Origin of the sequence: Paenibacillus xerothermodurans (assembly GCF_002220865.2) — a bacterium.
Taxonomy (GTDB): domain Bacteria; phylum Bacillota; class Bacilli; order Paenibacillales; family NBRC-103111; genus Paenibacillus_S; species Paenibacillus_S xerothermodurans.
Map to the genome: position 1 here is coordinate 26,316 of NZ_NHRJ02000010.1, position 17,929 is coordinate 44,244.

Genomic DNA, 17,929 nt, shown 5'->3' on the forward strand with positions numbered 1-17,929 from the left:
GGTGCCTGCATGTTGGAGGCAGCACACTCGTCGGTTTTGCAAGCTGGAAGCGCAAACAAAATACCCCTATGCGGACCACAGGAGAGTGGATTTCATGCCGGAGCATTCGACGGAGGTTTTCATTCTAACCGGTTTTTTAGGAGCGGGCAAAAGCACCCTGCTCACGCGGCTTATGCAGCACGAATTGGAAGTTGGGCGAAACATCGCTGTTATTATGAATGAACTGGGGGAGGTGAGCATCGATTCCTCCTTCATTCCCAAGGAGCTGCCGCGCAAGGACTTGACTGACGGCTGCATTTGCTGCAGCCTGCAAGGAGATCTCAGCGCCCAGATTGAGCAGCTGCTGCAGGAACACCGCCTGGACGCCATTTACATCGAGGCGACAGGTGCCGCGCAGCCCTTCGATATCCTCGACGCCTGCACCGATCCGACCATATCCGGCAGCATCGAAGTCCGTGCAGTGATCACCGTAGTAGACGCCAAGCAGTGGGACGATATGGAGCGGCTTCCGCCGGAATTGAGCGGCTTGCTGTTGGCTCAAGCCACACATGCGGACGTCATTGTGCTGACTAAAACGGATGCCTTAGCTGATCCGGATCGCGTGCCGATCGTATTGGCACATCTCCAAAGCATCAATCCGAGCGCACAGATCATCGCATCAACCCGCGCCGGTGCAGCTGCATCAGCCATTAGTTCTGCGGAACGAGTGGCACATGCCCCGGTGGCAGCCGAACCGCTTCATCTTCACAAGCACCTGCATCTGAATTCGTTTGCTTTTTATCCGAGCGGCCCTCTCATCCGGCAAGCGTTTGAGGGGTGGCTCGGCAGCCTGCCCGGCCAGCTCTACCGGGCGAAGGGATTTGTCCGGCTGGCTGGAGAAGACGGACTGTTTCTATTCCAACACTCGTATGAGCAGTCCATATTTACCCGATTCCTCGTAGATGTACCGTATACCCCTGTGCTGGTTTTTATCGGTGTCGGGCTGAATCCGGCGGTGCGAAAATCCGAGCTCCGATTGTTGCAGGCCAGTGACGAGACAGCGGGAATCGGTAGGTAGGTTGGCAGAGTCTCAAAAAGCACAACGACCGGATCCGCTGAAGCGGTCCGGTTGTTTTGCTTATTTCACTTCAACAGTTTATAAGCAACATAAGCAATGTCGATGATGTTGATCTTTCCGTCCTTATTCATGTCCACGCTCTCCAGGTAGCCGCTGTCTCCGGCACTTTTGCCGAATGCGCGGGCAACGAGCACAAGATCATTTACCGCGAGCCCACCGCCACCGACATCCGGATCCGCTATGGCGATGCCGCCTGATACAGCCGTCGGGAGGCTTTGGACGATCGGACGTGAGTCCGCCAGCTGGGAATCGGTAGTTATGACAAATCCGGACATACCGTCCTTATCCTGGGCTTTGAAATTCAACTCGACTAAGCCGACACGGCCACTCACACCGGATTCCGCTCCCAACCGAGTGCCGATGATTCGCAATGTTCCGGCCTTGTCATCGTTAAAGAGGAGCGACGCGGTGCCTTCGGCGCCAAAATCCGAATGAACTATGGGGGCATCGATAAGCTGGGCGAACGCAGGATCATACGTTAAGGAGATGTCGAAGCCATACACATCGTTGGCATCTGCTTTGATGATGACTTTAAATTCATCTCCAGGTTCAATGATATCCGCACTTTGTTCCAAGAACAGTGCCGCCTGATTAACCGGAGGCGTATCCTTCATCGTCAGAGTGGTGGCGTAGGTGTCTGCCATCGCATTACCGAGCAGGTCCCGCACGCCTTGCACCGTGAGCTTATAATGCACATGCTTTTCCAGTGCAGCGGCCATTGTGAGCGTAGCGACACTCTTATCCGCATTCAGTGTCACCGATTCGATCTCCACCGCAGTTTGGCTGCTATCTCCCGTATGGAGTTGGAAGTGGCCGCTGGTAACATCCGTTATCACCGCATCAACCGCCTCATCAAAAGCCACCGTTAACGTCTTCTCATCCTGTAACTTTGCTTCCGTGACGGTAGGGCCGGTCATGTCAATGTCATAGAGCTCGGCTGCGACATCACTTTGGTTACCGGCCGTATCGATGCCTATAAACTGCAAAGTGGTGCTTCGATCGATCGTGAGCGGTGAGGTATACAGCAACGATGACGCGGTAGGAGTCTCACCGTCCAAAGTATAATGTATTTCAGCCGCCGGGTCATTGTCGTCAAGCGTAAGCGTGACCGTTTGTGTCTCACCATATGTGCCGCCGGCTGGCTGCGCCGCGACGATCGGTTTTGTCGTATCCGGCTGCGGCAGAGCGTACCGTTCATTTCGCTTGTGAATAAGCTGCTCTCCCCCGCCGTACACGCGAACCGTTTTAACTAAAAATGCCAATTCCTGTGCACTCTGTTCGACCTTAAAACGGAACGTCACGTCGCCTATCTTGCCGCTCCTGCCCTGAGGACTGGCAGATAGTGCCGGATTCAGGATAATTAATTTGTATAACCCGACGGTCGTGTCGTAGTTGTCCGCCGCACTGAGTTGAATCGCAGGATTCCCCGACTCGAACTTCCCGCTTAACGCATCAAGAGGCGCAGGAACTTCAAGCTCGAGATTGAATCCGGTGAAGTCCGCGGTCAGGTCCGCGTACTCCAATGACAGGGTGACCTTCGTGCCGTCACTACTGCCGGTGATGATCACTCTGCCGTTGTCGTCCGTTACCGTGCTGGCGGCGGCCGACGCGACGCCGGAACACATTAAGAGTAGAAGAAGTGCCCATAGCCCTGCCTTGCTTAACAGGTTCATACCATCATTTTCCTTCCTCTTTAGATTGCCTCGTCGAGTGGGGGCGGCAAGCTACTCTGGTAGAACGACTCTGAACTCCGGATGCTTGTTTTTCATGTCGTCAAGATTCAGATAGTGATTGATTGCAGCATTCACATCATTGACATCGGCGGTACCGTCGCGGTTCACATCATATACAAATGCGGTAGAGCCGACAAGGGCAGCCGGGTCGATCTCATTTCCGGCTATCTTCAGTTCGGGATGATGGGTCTTCATGTCGTGCAAATTGAGATAAAAGTTGATCGCATCGTTCATATCGTTGGCATCTGCAATTCCGTCGAGATTAATATCGTAGATATAAGCTCCCTCTGGTATCAACAAAACATATTCGACCACCCCACCCTTTTCTGCGAGTGCCTCCATAACCTGCCTGGAATCAGCAGACACGGCATAGCCGCGCTGATTGAGATAGACCAGGTTCGATAATCCGCCGAGCGGCGTGATATTCGTCACAGGATTGTTCGCCAAGGACAGCCATTCCAACTGCACGAGCTCCTCCATGCCGCCAATAGCGCTGATTTCGTTGTCGCCTAAATTTAATGTCTGCAGCTGCGATAGTGCACGGATCGGGGAGACATCCTGGATGTCATTGCCCGCCAAATTCAAGTCGGTCAGCTGCTGCAGCTCTTCCAATCCTGCCAAACTGTTCACCCGATTGTGTGCCGCGTACAAATGCTGCAGCCGCCCAAGCGAACTCAGCTGACGCAAGTCAGAGATTTGGTTGTTGGTCAGCCAGAGAGATGTTAATGAGGGCAAACCACCGATGCCGTCGACATCAGACAGGCCATTTCCGTTCAAAATGAGGGTCTCCAGCTCGGCGAGAGCGCCGAGCTGGGAGACGTCACCGATTTCGTTATCCGATAAATTCAGAGATTTCAGTCCGGTCGCATGTTCGATGCCCGTCAGATCCCGGATCGCCCGGCCGGAGGCATTGAGCTCTGTTAATCGGGCGATTTCTTCTTGTGTAATCGCTCCTGTAGGCTTCTGCAGCGCCTCCCGGACTGCGCCTTCCAAGTTCACGTCCGGGAACTCCACGCCACCCTCGCTCGCTGCCGCTGCAGCGTGTAAGCAGCCCAACAAGAGGCTAACCACCGCGGCACAGCACAGAACCTTCCATTTTCCCAAGAGGCGATTCCTCCTTCCTATTCGTCCTCCACAATCACCGTGCCCGTCATGCTGAATGGATGGACCACACAGACGTAACCGAACGTTCCAGGTTCGTTGAACGTGTAGCTGAAACTCTTTTGTCCGTCCGGACTCAGCTGCTCGTCAAACAGCCCGTCGTACGACGTCACCGAATGCAGCATACTGCTCTTCAATACCCAAGTGACCGTAGTGCCTGGTTTGATTGTAACTTCTGCGGGTGAGAAGACAGCATCGAGCGCGTCTACCATGACTTCGACAGATGGTTCAATGGTGTACACTTCCGTCTGGACGTCACTGGCGTTCCCCGCCGAATCGATCCCGATGAATTTCAACGTGGCCGCCGCGGATATGGATATCGGAGCGGTGTACACGGCGGAGCCGTTAGTAGGTGCAGATTCATCCAGCGTGTAATAGATTGCTGCACTCGGATCGTTATCTGTAATCGATAATGTCACCTGTTGGCTGGAGGCGTACGTGCCACCCTGCGGAGTCGCGCTCACCACAGGCGGGGTGACATCCGGCTCAGAGCTGCGGCACTCCTGTCCCGCTTCATACTCGATGGTAACCGCGCCCGACGCGGCATCCTGCTCGACCTGCGCGCACAATGCTGTCGCCAGTACACCTGCGGGAATCATCGGTTCACCTTTCATCTCGAGCATTGGTGATGGCAGCTGCATTTGCTGTCCATTCCAGATGGCATGCTGCTGCACGTACCAGAGCTCCCAGGCGGTATGTTGGCTGCGGTAGACTAAGCTTCCGTCGGCCCCACGCTCCCGTAAATCCCCGCCGAACTGGGCAGCGACGAACGTCAACGGAATATACGTATCACCCTTAAGCTGAAAAGGCGCGACCGGCAGCATCACGTGCTCCCCATTCACAGCAGCATGAGTGCTGCCCGCTTCAATGGCTATTTTGCCGCCGCCTGCGTCCTGCCAGTCGATATGCGTCATCGTATGCAGGCCGCCGGGATACACGCCATCGTTCGTATTGTCGAGGATTTTATGGCTGTGAAACGGAAAATGCCCAGCCTGTTTAAAATTGATCAGGATGTCCTTGGTCTCCCCCGGCGCGAGATCAACGGTGTCTTTTTCGATCGGTGCCGGCAAAGGTGTCCCATTCTCGGCAACTACGTGAAAATGGTGGCCGTGCAGATGCATCGGATGCTCATCGAACCCGGGGTTTATGAGGCGAACCAGGATGTTCTCGCCGGTTTTTCCATGGATCATCGTCTCAGGATCGCTCTCGAGGTCGGGAAAAGATTTGCCATTGATCGTCCAGTAGCGCGGGTGGAACTGCTGCGGATCGTGAACGGTGCCGTCCTCGGCAGCTTTGTGCCATACCGGATCTACTTCATTCAAGTGGAAGACGTATTCCTTATCGTAAGCCGGGCCGCCGGTCCATGCCTGCTCGGCCGAATCCTTCGCTGTCACGATAAACGGACCACTCAGCCCCATCTGCCGTGCATACCCGTTAGGGTCGGAGGAGTAATAGAAATAAGAGCCTGCTTGATTCACCGTGAACTGACGCGTCTCGCTTTGTCCGGCCGCAAGAATGGCACCGGCGTGGCCTTCCGGGTCTACACCGTCCACGTGCATGGAGTGCACCTGAAAATCAGCGCCCGGCTTGTGTGCACCTATATTGGTTACCGTAACTTCAACGTTATCCCCTTCCTCGGCTGTAATCCTTGGTCCCGGGAAGCGTGCGCTGCCGGGTTCGTTGGTCAAGCTGTACCCCCACACGTAGACCTGCTTACCGCCCGCTAACGTATGGTATCCATCCGTGGCGTACAGCTGGACTTTCTTGACAGAGGCGGCATGCGCTTGCTGCATGGTGGCAATGGCGATCAAGGTAAATAATAGCGCAGCAAGGAGCACACTCCACCTGACGGTTGCAACGCGTGGCATTCATCCTTCACCTCCACCATTACTCGGTTGTCGCGTCAAACCGCACCGGATAATCCCCGGTTTGGTCAAACCGCACCAGAATGTCGTAGCGTTCAGCCGAAGCGAGCGTTATCGCCTGCGTTTCGTATGGCTGCGGCAAAGGTCTGCCGTCTGTGGCAATGACCTGAAACGTGCGCCCGCTGAGATCGAACATATGCTTTTCGTAACCGGAGTTGATCAGACGGATCAGCACCGTTTCTCCAGCCTCCGCTCGAATGGAAGTGCCTGCATTTTGAGATATAAATTGATCATTCAGCGCCCAGAAATCCGGCCGATAGTCGGTCCGGTCATACCATTGCTTTTGTTCAACCGCATCATGCCAGGACTTATCGATTTCGTTCAGTTGATACACGACCTCCTTGTCGTAAGACGGACCGTTCGTCCACGCCTGCTTGCCGCCGCCCTGCGCCTTAACGATAAAGGGACCTGTCATGCCCATTTGCAGGTGTTCCACGGTATCGACATGACAATGATAGAAAAAGGTGCCAGCGTGCGTGGCCTTGAATTGGTAGGTAAAACTTTCGCCCACAAAGGTCGGCGGATGGGTGTGAGGAACCCCATCATTCCGTTGATCTGTGTCAAGCCCATGGAAGTGAATCGTATGAGCTGCTGGAAGAATCCCCTGTTTCGCCGCACCCAGGTTAGTGAGCGTGACCTCCACATCGTCCCCTTCTTCCACCTCAATCGTAGGCGCGGGATACACGGCTGTGCCTTTTTTGTTTTGCAAACTGTATCCCCAAATGTATAACTCGGTACCGTCGGGCGCGGGCACATACCCGTCTGTCGCATATAAGTTGATTTTTTTCACCGGGGTTTCTTCCGCGAGTGCTGTCTGTGCCATGCTGTACAGCAATCCGGCGGTAAAAACAGCGGAAAACAGGAGTACGCCAAGCCTCCCCAAGTTTAGCTTCATTGGCTCTTCTCCTCGTACAAAAAGTTGGCGAATCCCTCCTCACGAAAAGAAGAGGAATCCTGTGATTAAATTCCGTTTTCGTGCAGCAGCTTGAAGATCATAGTGGCCGCTTGTGCGCGGGTCGCCTTAGCTTCAGGACGGAAGGTGTTGTCCTCGAACCCGTTGATGATCTCTTTTTCCACTGCGGTTTCAATGCTCTGTTTCGCCCAGTCCGGAATGGCCGCGGCATCGGCAAACGCAGCGGTGGAACCGGATGCGGTTGCAGTTAAAGTCCGCGTGACCATGACAGCCATTTCAGCGCGCGTGATAAGAGCTCCGGCATCAAAGTATACGCTGCCGTTAGCGCCTGGCCGGCCTTCGATGATGCCTGCGTCCACAGCCGCCACCGCATACCCTGCGGCCCAATCCGGAATCTGCTCCGCATCCGCAAACGAGAGCTTGCCACTCTTATCCGCTGGAAGACCCAGTGCGGCGACCATCATCGCGGTGAATTCAGCGCGGGTCACGTTCTCTTCCGGTTTGAACGTCATATCCTCATAGCCGGTAATCACTTTCATGCCAACCAGGCGTGTGATGTATTCGGCCGCCCAGTGGGTGTCGATATCGATCAAGTGTACGGCGGTCGGGTCAGTGAAAACCGCGAATGTGCTCAACTGATTCACTTGAACTGAAACTCGCCCGCTGGCTGCATCCACCTGTCCGCCCATGAATATCCATTGTTTCCTGCCTTCATGGTAGTAGTAGATTGCCGGCTCTTTGCCGCCGATTAGTTTCTCGTCGTCGAAACTAAGGATGATCGATACCGGCTTGTTAAACTTGTTCTCGCCGGATGTGGTGATTTCATAGATGTCCCCGCCGATCTTCACGGCCATGCCCTGCGGCAGCAGCCCGCTGATGCGACTGGCGTCGACAAGGCGGTGAATGGTGACGGTCGCATTCGCTTTCAATGCATTTGCCGGAATGATAACCTTGGCCTGCGAACCGAGCTCTATCGTTGCCCCCACTGCCGCTTCAATCTGCTTGGAGATCTCATCCGGCTGGCTCTCTTCAGCCACCGGCGTGCCCGGAGTCACTGGAATGACTACGCGGCCTCCGCCTCGCGATTTGCGTGGTTTGTCTGGATTGGTGGGATCGCCTGGATTGGTGGGATCGCTGCCTGGATCTACCGGGTTGCCTTGACCCGGATCTGTTGTGCCGGGATCGCCTGTGCCCGGATCGCCTGGGTTGTCAGGGTTATCAGTGTCGCCTGGACCTGGATCTGGCTCGCCGGGCGTTGGGGTGGGACCTGGTGTGGGCTCCGGCTCACCCGGGGTCGGAGCCTCTCCAGCTTCTGCAATTTTCAACTGCACCTCGTCTGCCGAATTCATTTGAATGGTCTGATAACCTGTTGTGGCGATAATATCGCCAACCTTTACAGACGTGGCTTCCGCTGGCTGCAGCGCCGCAAAGTGAAGGGTGACAAGCCCAGCTTGCGGGATCGTTTGATCACTTGGAATTTCTCTCTTAATCAGCGCATATTTTAATACGCCATTTTGTTCATCAATGACGATATTGCTGGCCTTGTCCGGGGGATAGAAATCGCTGGTATCCTCTTTAATGAAGTCCAATACCTGCGGATCATATTTTATGGAGAATTCGACGCCCATGAGCTCGGACGTATTGAGTGCTTGAATCGGCAGTGCGATGTTTTGTTTTACATTATAGGACGTACCGGACACGCCAATTTTCACTTGGGCGTCTTGGTTCGCGGCCGCGGCATACACAGATTGTACGCCGTAGCTGGAAACCGCGCCGGACATCAACATCGCGGCTCCAATTGTAGCGGTGATTTTTCGGGATAAGCTCCTCATATTGTGCCTCCAATTATTTCTTGGTGGTGGTAGTCGGCTGAATGATCATCTGGGTTCTTCAGCTGATCCTCGTTTTGCGTTATGTAAAAGAAACGATATTGCTAGAGTAGGGATGCCAGCCCAAAATGCCGGGCTGGCATCGATCATACGTTAATTGCCCGAGGTCGGGGTTTCAAGCAGTTTTCTTGCTACATATGCAATGTCCTCAATGTTGACTTTGCCGTCATGGTTGATATCGAGCTTCGGATCGAACACCGTTTTACCGAAAGCTTTTGCCACCATAACAAGGTCACTGATTTGCAGGCCGGCGTTGCCGTCCACATCAGGGTTGGTGAGCGCAATCGACACCGTGCGATCTTCGTTCAGCATAGCTATCACTCCATTGACATCAGAGAATTCGCTGCCCCGGATCAGCGTTGCCGCGCCGTCAGCCATCACCTTGAAAGTAATGTCGACCAAAGCTACGTCACCGTCGTGGCCCTCAGCATCACCTAGCGCTGTCAAAGCCATGGAGAGCTTATCGCCATCCGGTTTCAGAATGAGAGATGCCGTTTCACCTTCTGTGCCGAACCCGCCGTTGATCGCAGCATTCACATACTCGAACTTGGTGGAATCGTAGTTCAACAGCAGCTTCGCTGCATACAGGTCTTCAGCGTCTGTAGCGGAAACCGTGACCTTGACTTCGTCGCCGGCTTCAAGGATCCGGCCTGCGATGTCAGTCGTCAAAGCTGCATCTAGTTCCATGACGGGTTCTTCGGTCTCCTTCACATCCAGCTCGTCGATAGACCACCAGTTCTGCGCGGATCCGGTTTGGGTGATTCTGACATACTGAGCCTTAACGGGGGCGAACTGTGCAACGATTTTCACATCCGTGTTGTCTTCGTTGGCAGCTACCTGTTTCCAGTTCTGGCCGTCTTTCGACACTTCAATTGTGTAACCGCGCGCATAGTCTTGATTATGTCCGGAAGCATCAACTATCACTTCATTAATTCCGTTCACGGACCCCATGTTAACTTGGAACCATTGGCCTGGCTGTTGGTTCCCGCCGGAATCCCAGCGCGTATTGATTTTGCCGTCGATCACGTGCTTTACGTCGGACGGATTATTCGTGTCGTCTCCGGTGCCTCTTTCCGAGTGTGTAAAGGTCCAGTCGGATTTCGGTGCGGGCGGGAACGCATACATTTCATGAATGGACAGCCACCAGGACGCGTTTTCGCCTTTGTTGACCATTTTCACGTAACGTGCATCCACAGCAGGAAACGACTCGTCAACGACAAGTTTGTTCCAACTTGTGTCTTTGGAAGCGACCGTCGTCCAGGTTTCGCCGTCGGTGGACACTTGCAGATCGTAGCCGCGGAAATAGTCCGGATGCGCACCCGCTTCTGCCGGCGGCCAATGCGAACCATGGTCAACGACGATGCGGCTTATTTTTTGCACCTTGCCCATGTCCAGCTGATACCACATGCCAGCTTGCGATCCGGTGCCTGTGGACCAGCGGGTCGTTTGGTCACCGTCGATACCGTTATCTGCCTTGTCACCTGCGGACTCGTCACTAGCTGAAGCTTTCCAGCCGGTTCTGTCGTACGCGCCGGTCACATCCGGCTTCGGCGTAGCCGGAGCACAGCCTGTGGTGCAAACATCGGCTTCTGTAGGAGCGGCGTCACCAGGTGATGCAAACTGTACCCAGTTAATGTTGTTGCCACCCGTCGGGAAGACGAGATACACATCATGGAGGTTGGCATACACGGTGTCCGTCACGGCAGGTGCTGGTTCCGGTGCGCTGTATACGGCTTTCGTTACGCTGCGCGGCGTCGATTCTCTGCCATATACGGAGTCCTTGACGCTGCCGCGATACACGGCCTGTGTTACAGCAGCCGGTGCCTCTTTCGGTGTGGCTTTGGGAGCCACTTCAGGTGCCACAGCGGCGACATCTGCGCTCAACGTGTTCCAGTTCTGCCATCCTTTTGTCGTGGGTGCCGTGACACCTGCGACCTTTTCACCCGTAGGACTGTCGAGGCGCACCTCCACAATGCGAGCGGCAGATTCAGACGCCATACGGAAGTACATCTTATTAATGGAACTCATATCGATATCCTTGAACATGATCCAGTCTTTGGCTTCAATGAATCCAACGTCTTTACCGCCATGGACGTCGCGCGTATCCTCGATCTGTACGCCTTCCGCGGCAGGATTGGACGGATTACTGCCACCGTCGGCATCGAAGTCTTCTGCTTGCACACGCTTATTGCGGAAGGTGATCGAATCGGTCGCTTTGAGCGGCGCTGCATTGTCTCCGCCATTGTCCGTTACTTCTGCGATGATCTGGTAGGAAATGCGAGCTTCCGGTCCATGACCCTCGTCAAAGAGCGTGAATTCCGGCTGACACCCGCTTCCCGTATCCGTTGGATGGAAATGGTCGTCATGCAGAAGCAGAACCGACCAGGTGATTCTGTCGCAGGCAATCTCGCCATCCTCCGCGTCATGGGCATAGGCTGCTGCCGTCACTGTTTGGCCATTGGTGAAGAACAGGCCGCTCTGCGGAGAAGCAATATCGACGGTTGGAGCAGTGTTGCCCACGATGATTGTGGTGTTCCACACGGCGGATTTACCGGTGCTGTCGGTTACGGTAAGCGTTACCGTGTAGTTGCCATTTGTCGTAAATGTATGCGATGGATTCGCTTCCGAGGATGTACCGCCGTCGCCGAAATCCCACTCATAGGTGAGCTGGTCGCCATCAGGGTCGATCGTGCCGGCCGAATCGAATTGGACCGTTAGAGGAGTTGTGCCGGATGTCGCACTTGCCTCGGCTTTAACGACCGGTTTTCTTGCCAGTTTGCCGTAAAAAATCTTAGTGATACTTTCATTCGGATCCGGGTTCCAGGAGCTGCCGAATTCAACAACGTACAAGGCACCGTCCGGCCCGAGTTTCATATCGATCGGCGCAAGCAAGCCGGACATGAAATCATCCACTTTCACGATTTCACCGTTGTCGTCCGTAGTAACGGCTTTAATATAATTGCGTGTGAATTCATAGGCCAAAAATTTACCTGCGAGTCCAGGGATCGCATTAGGACCGGTGTAGTTATACACTGGGCCGGCCATCGCCGTTCTTCCGCCGCCCCCCCATGGCGCCTTTTGAGTGTACGGATAGAAGGCGATCGGTTTCTTTGTTTCTGCGAATTTCTCAGCGAACACTTCGTCATCAATTTGTTTCACGTGTGTGGCGTTCGGGTGAGTTTTCGTGCTGTACGCCTTATCGCCAATCCCGTATGGCCAGCCGAAGTTTTGGCCCGGCTCGGTCACTGCATTAAGTTCATCAAAGTCACCGTCAGCGCCGCCGGCGAAAGTTCCATCAGGACCTACATCACCTTCGTAGATGATCATCTTGCCGCCTTTTTCCTCAAAAGAAATGCGGTATGGATTACGGAACCCGTACGCATAGACGTAATCTCTTGCGCCGCCGTCGCCGGTATAGAACGGGTTATCCTCGGGTGCGGAGCCGTCTTTGTTAAGACGAAGGATCTTTCCGCGCATGTCGTCCAGGTTCTGGGAGGTAGTCATTGCTTTCATTTGCGGTCCCTGCGTTGGCAAACCATTGTCTCCAGCTGTCAGGTACAGCTTGCCGTCCGGACCGAAATCGATATAACCGGCCTGATGACAGCAGCTCGGATCAGAGGATACATCCAGCAGCTTCTCTTCTGAATCCGGATTCAGCACGCCGTCTTGATAGGTGAAGCGGGACAAATGGTTTATCAGCTTGTCGCCTACCTTTGTAGGATTCGTGTAATACAAATAGATGTAGTTATTCGTGGCAAAATCGGGATCCAGAGTAATCCCCATCAGTCCATGCTCCCCTTCGAGGGTCGTCGGGATCTCCAGAATTTCCTTCGTGTCCCCGTCTTGGGAAACTTCATATACTTTGCCTGTCAAACTGATCGCGAAAATTTTACCGTCGTTGGCAATATCTATTCCAACCGGCATCGAGATGGACTTAGTGATTGAAACTTTTTGCAGACCGGGCTGTGCCGAGCTTTCACCGCACCGCGTGTCGGTGGCTTCGCCCCAGGCGTACTGCAAGCCGCCGAGCAGGTGCTGCTGGAAATCTTCTTTCAGCCACGTCTCCGGATGATGGCCGAGTGCCGTGTAGAACATTCTGCCTTTTTCAACCGGGCTGCACCATGCATTCGGATGGTCCTCCGTCGGATCGCCGCCCACGCTGTTCATATCCAGGCTTAGCAGGATGTGCTTGCCTTTGCTGCGTGGGTTTTCCTGGAAGTAATACACTTCCTCCAGAGCTTCCCAGGAAGCGCCAAGATGGGAAGTTGCCGGGTGATCATCATCTTCCACGTTAAACTTTACCGTTTGCGTCCACGGATGGTTCTTGAAGTAGCCGCCGGTCATTTGGCCGTATTCGGCCCAGTCATAGCCCGTGTCAGTAGCGGCATGCGCACCGACGTAGCCCTTCCCGGATTTGATGAAATTCATCAAGTCCTGCTTCTGCTGCTCGGTAAAGCCCCACTGACTGAAATTGCCGGTGGTGTTGGCGAAAAACACAACGTCATATTTCGAAAGATTCGCAGCGTTAATGTCTGCTGCATCTTCCGTGATATCCACTTCAAAACCGTGCTTCTCTGCCATTTGGGGAAGCGCCACCTTAGCCCCTTGGTCGATCGATGCATGGCGGTAGCCTGTTGTTTTCGTAATCATCAGCACTTTTTTTGCATCCGCTCCTTCTGCCGCGGATGCCGTCGTGCTGCCGGCTACAAGACTCACGGGGAGCATTGCGGACAGCAGCATGACGAAGACCATAAAGAAACTAACTTTGAAGTGCCATCGCCTCAAAACCTTTCTCCTCCTCTTAACTGCCGTTTTGTGAGAGCATCGATGAATCTTGGTAGGTGCAGTGAAGCAAGGTGTTCTTCTTGGCCTCCCCCCTTTCAATGAGCACTATAGATGGCAAAGGCGGGGTCATAGACCCTTTTAATACTTTGCGTCCGCTTTATAGAATTGGTCTACATTGTCCGGTGTGACGGGTGTGGCTTCGAGCACGATATTGTGTGGGATGCTCTTTTCCCAGAAGCCTTCCAGACCCTTGCCTTGCAAAATCTTTGTCGCCAGATTCACCGCCGTACCGCTCATCGTTGGCGAGTAAGTGAGGGAAACGACGATTTCCGGTTTCGATTTCTCTTTCATCATTTGATAGATTTCCTTCATGCCGCCGGAGCTCACAATGAACATATCATCCTGGCGTCCCGCGTCGCGGATCGCCTGCACGATACCGATGGTCATATCGTCGTCCTGGGAATAAACAGCGTCGATTTGTTTATTGGCCTGCAGGATGTTTTCCGTGGCCTTCAACGCTTTTTCACGGGTGAAATCGCCCGGTTGGGAGGCGACGATCTCAATGCCCGGGAAGTTTTTGATGTAATCGCGGAATCCTTTGCTTCGCAGATCGGTTACCGTGGATGGTACCCCCGATATTTCAACAACCTTGCCTTCCGCTTTGCCTTTCTTCTTCGTGAGCGACTCAACCAGGTACTTGGCGTCGCCATAGCCGATTCCGTAGTTATCCCCGCCTATGTATGTCCGATAGCTTTCGGTATTTACCGCCCGGTCGACCACGATTAATGGGATATTCGCGCCCGCCACCTTCTCTGCGGCCGGTGTCATCGCGCCAGATTCCATCGGCAGCATCACGATCGCATCCACTTCTTTGGTAATCAAATCTTCGATATCCGCCGTTTGCTTGGCGGGATCTTTCGCCGTGTACAAGATGTAATCGATGTTGCTGGCCTTGTGCTTTTCAGCCTCCTCTTTGGCATTGGCCACCAAGGCGCCCATCCAGCCGTGATCGGCCGTCGGCAGCGAAATCCCCAGCGTGAACTTCTTCCCGCTGGTGTCCGCCGGCGCGGCAGCCTCTGCCTGCTGCGCCGGCTTCGCCGGTTCGGCTGACGGCGACGGACTGGACTCCGACGACGCCGGTGTGTTCTTGCAAGCTGCTGTCATCATGGCCAGAGCCATCAATACCGTACATGTGACCGCCCGTCGTTTAACTGATTTCAACATGCGCACATCCCCCTAGACGCGAATAGAATAACAGTTCATCATTGCGTGCCCTTGAAACTAATCTCTTTTTTGCAGAATGACCGCGGCAACTATTATCGCTCCTTTAACCACCCCCTGAATGTATGGTGAAATATTCACAAGGTTCAGGATGTTGCTCAGAACCCCGAGAATCAAAATCCCGAAAAGTGTGCCAATAATGCGGCCGCGTCCTCCGGCAAGGCTGGTGCCACCGATGATCACCGCCGCTATCGCATCCAACTCATACATATGGCCGGAGCTGGACGTGGATACCGAGTTGAGCCTGGCGGTTTCTATCACCGCCCCGATCGCAGCTGTAAGACCGCAAATCATATAAGCGAGAATCGTCACTTGGTACACAGGCACTGCCGAGAGGCGCGCCGCCTGTATGTTGCCTCCGACAGCGTATATCCGGCGGCCGAGCACCATCTTTTCAAGAACGATATAGGCGGCAACAGCGGTAACGGCAAAAATAACTACCGGGATGGGAATGCCAAGCATATATCCGTTTCCGATTTCGCTATATGCCGTGCTGCTGCCCGAGATCGCGCCTGCATCCGCATAATAGAGAGCAATCGAGCGCGCGATCGTCATCATCGCAAGCGTCGTTATGAAGGCGGTAATTTTACCGTAAGTCACCATGCACCCGTTTATCACGCCAATAAGAGCCCCTGCCGCCAAACCCAGAAGGATAGACATGCCGGGGGACATGCCGTATTCGACTTGCGAGGCCATGATCACCGTGCCTGACAAAGCCAACACCGAACCAACGGATAAGTCGATCCCCCCGAGCAGAATAACAAAGGTCATCCCGATGGAGATGATGCCAACTATGGATATTTGCCTCAGCACGTTGCGAATATTGCTGAGCGAGAGGAAGCTGTCGCTGATGCAAGCAGCCAATATGACTAAAATGATAAAAGCGAAAGCGACGCTGTACTGTTCCCACACATATCTCAGCCTTTCCCGGTTCTGCTGCCTGCGAGCCAGGCTTAGGTCGGCATCCTGCACCATAGATTCAATTGGCCCGTTTGCCATAGTACGTGAGCTCCTCTCGTAAATTAGATTTATACTCCTGCGGCTAGCGCCATTATTTTTTCCTCTGTGGATTCCGTGTGATCCAACTCACCGGTCACCCGCCCCTGATGCATAACGATGATCCGGTTGCATAATCCGAGAAGCTCAGGCAGCTCCGACGAAATGACGATTATCCCCTTTCCCTGTGCCGCAAGTTCTGAAATGAGATTGTAAATCTCACGCCTCGCCCCGACATCGATTCCCCGCGTCGGTTCATCCAGGAAGAACAGCTCGGTTTCGGCGACGAGCCATTTGGCCAGAACGACCTTCTGCTGGTTTCCTCCGCTGAGATGCTTCACCGCCCGATCCACCTGGTTAGCTTTGATCTTCAGTTCAGTTACTTTCTCCCGGACGAGCCGGTTCTCCATTTTGCGGCGGATGAAACCAAACCGGCTGATGCCCGCCAAGCTCGGCAAGGTTGTGTTCTGCGTAACGCTCATGTCAAGAAGCAGCCCCGATTGTTTGCGGTCTTCCGTTGCGAAACCCAGCCCGTACCGAACGGCATCGATCGGTGATTTCACGTGCAGCCGGCTCCCCTTGTAATAAACTGTTCCGGATTGTATTCGCTTATCGCCGAACAATGCACTGGCCAACTCGGTGCGTCCAGCGCCGATCAATCCTGCAAATCCGAGAATCTCTCCCTGTTTGAGCGAGAAGCTGATATTGCGAAAATACGGCTCACACGTAAGATCTTCCACCTGCAGAATGTTCTCGCCAAACTTGGACGGCTTATCCGGATACAACTCTTTCAATTCTCGTCCGACCATCAGATTTGCGATTTCCCTCTCGGTGATGCCGTCAAACGGCCGAGTGATCACGTGTTTGCCATCCCGCAGTACGGTCATGCGGTCGCAAATCAGCTTCAGTTCACTGAGCCGATGGGATATGTATATGATCGCAACGCCCCTGTTTTTCAGCCGATGTATGAGGGCGAACAACTTGTCGGATTCCCGGTCCGTTAATACGGCAGTCGGCTCATCCATGATAAGTATTTCTGCATTGATCGATAGTGCCTTCGCAATCTCTACGATTTGCTGTTCACCGATGCTTAGCGACGCTACTTTCGCACGCGGATCGATCATCAGCCCCAGCTGTTCGAGCAAGCGCACCGTATCCGCCTCCATCTTCTTGAAATCAACGAATCCCAGCTTGCGCGGCTCTCTTCCCATGAAAATATTTTCCGCTACTGTCATGTAGGGGTTGAGGTTTAACTCCTGGTGGATGATAGCGATGCCTAAGCGCTGTGATACGGCAGGAGACGCAATGTGCACGGGGCGGCCTTTTAGTGTGATTTCCCCATTGTCAGGTTGGTAGATGCCTGCGATGATTTTCATCAATGTGGATTTACCTGCCCCATTCTCCCCGAGCAATGCGTGAACCTCGCCCGCCTCAAGCGAAAAATCCACGGTATCCAATGCCTTGACGCCATAAAACGTTTTAGAAACCGCTTTCATTTTAAGAATCACGTGTGCACCCCTCCCTGGCAGGCTGCCAAATTTTATATTGCATCGTCCGACGTGGTGGCGTTCATTTTGCTGGTGGTCTCTGAGCACTCCCTCGCTCTCGATTTGGTAACTTAATTTACCCTCTAAACAAAGTGTCCATTATGATACATAATGTATCACCTTGATTCCCAATTTTCAAGCAGTTTTGGAAGATGCTAGCTGAAATTTTTCTCCTTCACTTTTGCTGCTGTTAACGCAGCTGCGATGGGGGAGCCCGCGTTCGTACGAGTGGTAATCACCGAATAGCTCCGGCTGCGCGCTGCACTTAGTTCACTTTATGAACAAAATGCCCCCAGTATGCGTTTATCCCCGCACCCGCCACGCAGCAAGAAAAAAAGCACCCGGATGGGTGCCTGTGTCATCATTGTGCAATGTTATACGGATTCTTGCGCGTGTACGGAGTAATTTCCAGGTTCATGAACAACCGGCTGAGACTCTTTTTTTTCTCCTCCGCTCCTTGTCTGGACATAGGTCCAAGCAGTTGTTTGCCTTTATAGCTTATACAGTATTGCTCCATGCCTGCCTCACCTTTTCAACAGTTTTCCCTATTTTATAGCACCATTCTTAAATTATCATTAAGAT

General features: G+C 53.7%; 11 protein-coding genes. 1 reads left to right on the forward strand and 10 read right to left on the reverse strand.

The genetic code is table 11. The annotated features are described in order from the left end of the window. Nucleotides 1–94 precede the first annotated feature (94 nt). A complete protein-coding gene (locus CBW46_RS15150; protein WP_089200839.1) occupies nt 95–1,057 on the forward strand; it encodes a CobW family GTP-binding protein in 963 nt (320 codons plus the stop codon). A 65-nt stretch (nt 1,058–1,122) separates the two neighbouring features. On the opposite strand, the gene CBW46_RS15155 is transcribed toward CBW46_RS15150, so the two are convergent. From CBW46_RS15155 to CBW46_RS21390, 10 genes are all read right to left on the reverse strand, one after another. Further along, nucleotides 1,123–2,790, reverse strand: coding sequence for a chitobiase/beta-hexosaminidase C-terminal domain-containing protein (locus CBW46_RS15155; protein WP_089200840.1), 1,668 nt, complete (start codon nt 2,788–2,790; stop codon nt 1,123–1,125). Between the two features lie 51 nt (nt 2,791–2,841). Beyond that, the gene (locus CBW46_RS15160; RefSeq protein ID WP_089200841.1) at nt 2,842–3,954 is read right to left on the reverse strand and encodes a leucine-rich repeat domain-containing protein; all 1,113 of its coding nucleotides are present in this window, start codon (nt 3,952–3,954) and stop codon (nt 2,842–2,844) included. 17 nt (nt 3,955–3,971) lie between these two features. Next, on the reverse strand, nt 3,972–5,879 hold the full coding sequence (locus tag CBW46_RS15165) for a stalk domain-containing protein (RefSeq protein ID WP_089200842.1): 1,908 nt from the start codon (nt 5,877–5,879) through the stop codon (nt 3,972–3,974). 19 nt (nt 5,880–5,898) lie between these two features. Continuing rightward, a complete protein-coding gene (locus CBW46_RS15170) occupies nt 5,899–6,831 on the reverse strand; it encodes a multicopper oxidase family protein (protein ID WP_089200843.1) in 933 nt (310 codons plus the stop codon). A gap of 65 nt (nt 6,832–6,896) precedes the next feature. Continuing rightward, a complete protein-coding gene (locus CBW46_RS15175) occupies nt 6,897–8,681 on the reverse strand; it encodes an S-layer homology domain-containing protein (RefSeq protein WP_089200844.1) in 1,785 nt (594 codons plus the stop codon). Between the two features lie 150 nt (nt 8,682–8,831). Beyond that, nucleotides 8,832–13,523, reverse strand: coding sequence for a ThuA domain-containing protein (locus CBW46_RS15180; RefSeq protein ID WP_089200845.1), 4,692 nt, complete (start codon nt 13,521–13,523; stop codon nt 8,832–8,834). A 138-nt stretch (nt 13,524–13,661) separates the two neighbouring features. Then, nucleotides 13,662–14,747 (reverse strand): substrate-binding domain-containing protein, encoded by a 1,086-nt coding sequence (locus tag CBW46_RS15185; protein WP_089200846.1) that lies wholly within the window; start codon nt 14,745–14,747, stop codon nt 13,662–13,664. A 57-nt stretch (nt 14,748–14,804) separates the two neighbouring features. Beyond that, nucleotides 14,805–15,803 carry an ABC transporter permease gene (locus CBW46_RS15190; RefSeq protein ID WP_243633334.1) on the reverse strand — a complete coding sequence of 333 codons (999 nt, stop codon included), beginning with the start codon at nt 15,801–15,803 and terminating at the stop codon, nt 14,805–14,807. A gap of 29 nt (nt 15,804–15,832) precedes the next feature. After that, nucleotides 15,833–17,308 carry a sugar ABC transporter ATP-binding protein gene (locus CBW46_RS15195; protein WP_243633335.1) on the reverse strand — a complete coding sequence of 492 codons (1,476 nt, stop codon included), beginning with the start codon at nt 17,306–17,308 and terminating at the stop codon, nt 15,833–15,835. Between the two features lie 400 nt (nt 17,309–17,708). Beyond that, a complete protein-coding gene (locus CBW46_RS21390; protein ID WP_165842333.1) occupies nt 17,709–17,864 on the reverse strand; it encodes a hypothetical protein in 156 nt (51 codons plus the stop codon). Nucleotides 17,865–17,929: the final 65 nt, after the last annotated feature.

Bases quoted from the DNA above. Each gene is read 5' to 3' on its own strand.
- CBW46_RS15170 (WP_089200843.1), bottom strand. From the start codon at position 6,831: ATGAAGCTAAACTTGGGGAGGCTTGGCGTACTCCTGTTTTCCGCTGTT.
- CBW46_RS15190 (WP_243633334.1), bottom strand. From the start codon at position 15,803: ATGGCAAACGGGCCAATTGAATCTATGGTGCAGGATGCCGACCTAAGC.
- CBW46_RS15175 (WP_089200844.1), bottom strand. From the start codon at position 8,681: ATGAGGAGCTTATCCCGAAAAATCACCGCTACAATTGGAGCCGCGATG.
- CBW46_RS15165 (WP_089200842.1), bottom strand. From the start codon at position 5,879: ATGCCACGCGTTGCAACCGTCAGGTGGAGTGTGCTCCTTGCTGCGCTA.
- CBW46_RS15155 (WP_089200840.1), bottom strand. From the start codon at position 2,790: ATGAACCTGTTAAGCAAGGCAGGGCTATGGGCACTTCTTCTACTCTTA.
- CBW46_RS15150 (WP_089200839.1), top strand. From the start codon at position 95: ATGCCGGAGCATTCGACGGAGGTTTTCATTCTAACCGGTTTTTTAGGA.
- CBW46_RS15185 (WP_089200846.1), bottom strand. From the start codon at position 14,747: ATGTTGAAATCAGTTAAACGACGGGCGGTCACATGTACGGTATTGATG.
- CBW46_RS21390 (WP_165842333.1), bottom strand. From the start codon at position 17,864: ATGGAGCAATACTGTATAAGCTATAAAGGCAAACAACTGCTTGGACCT.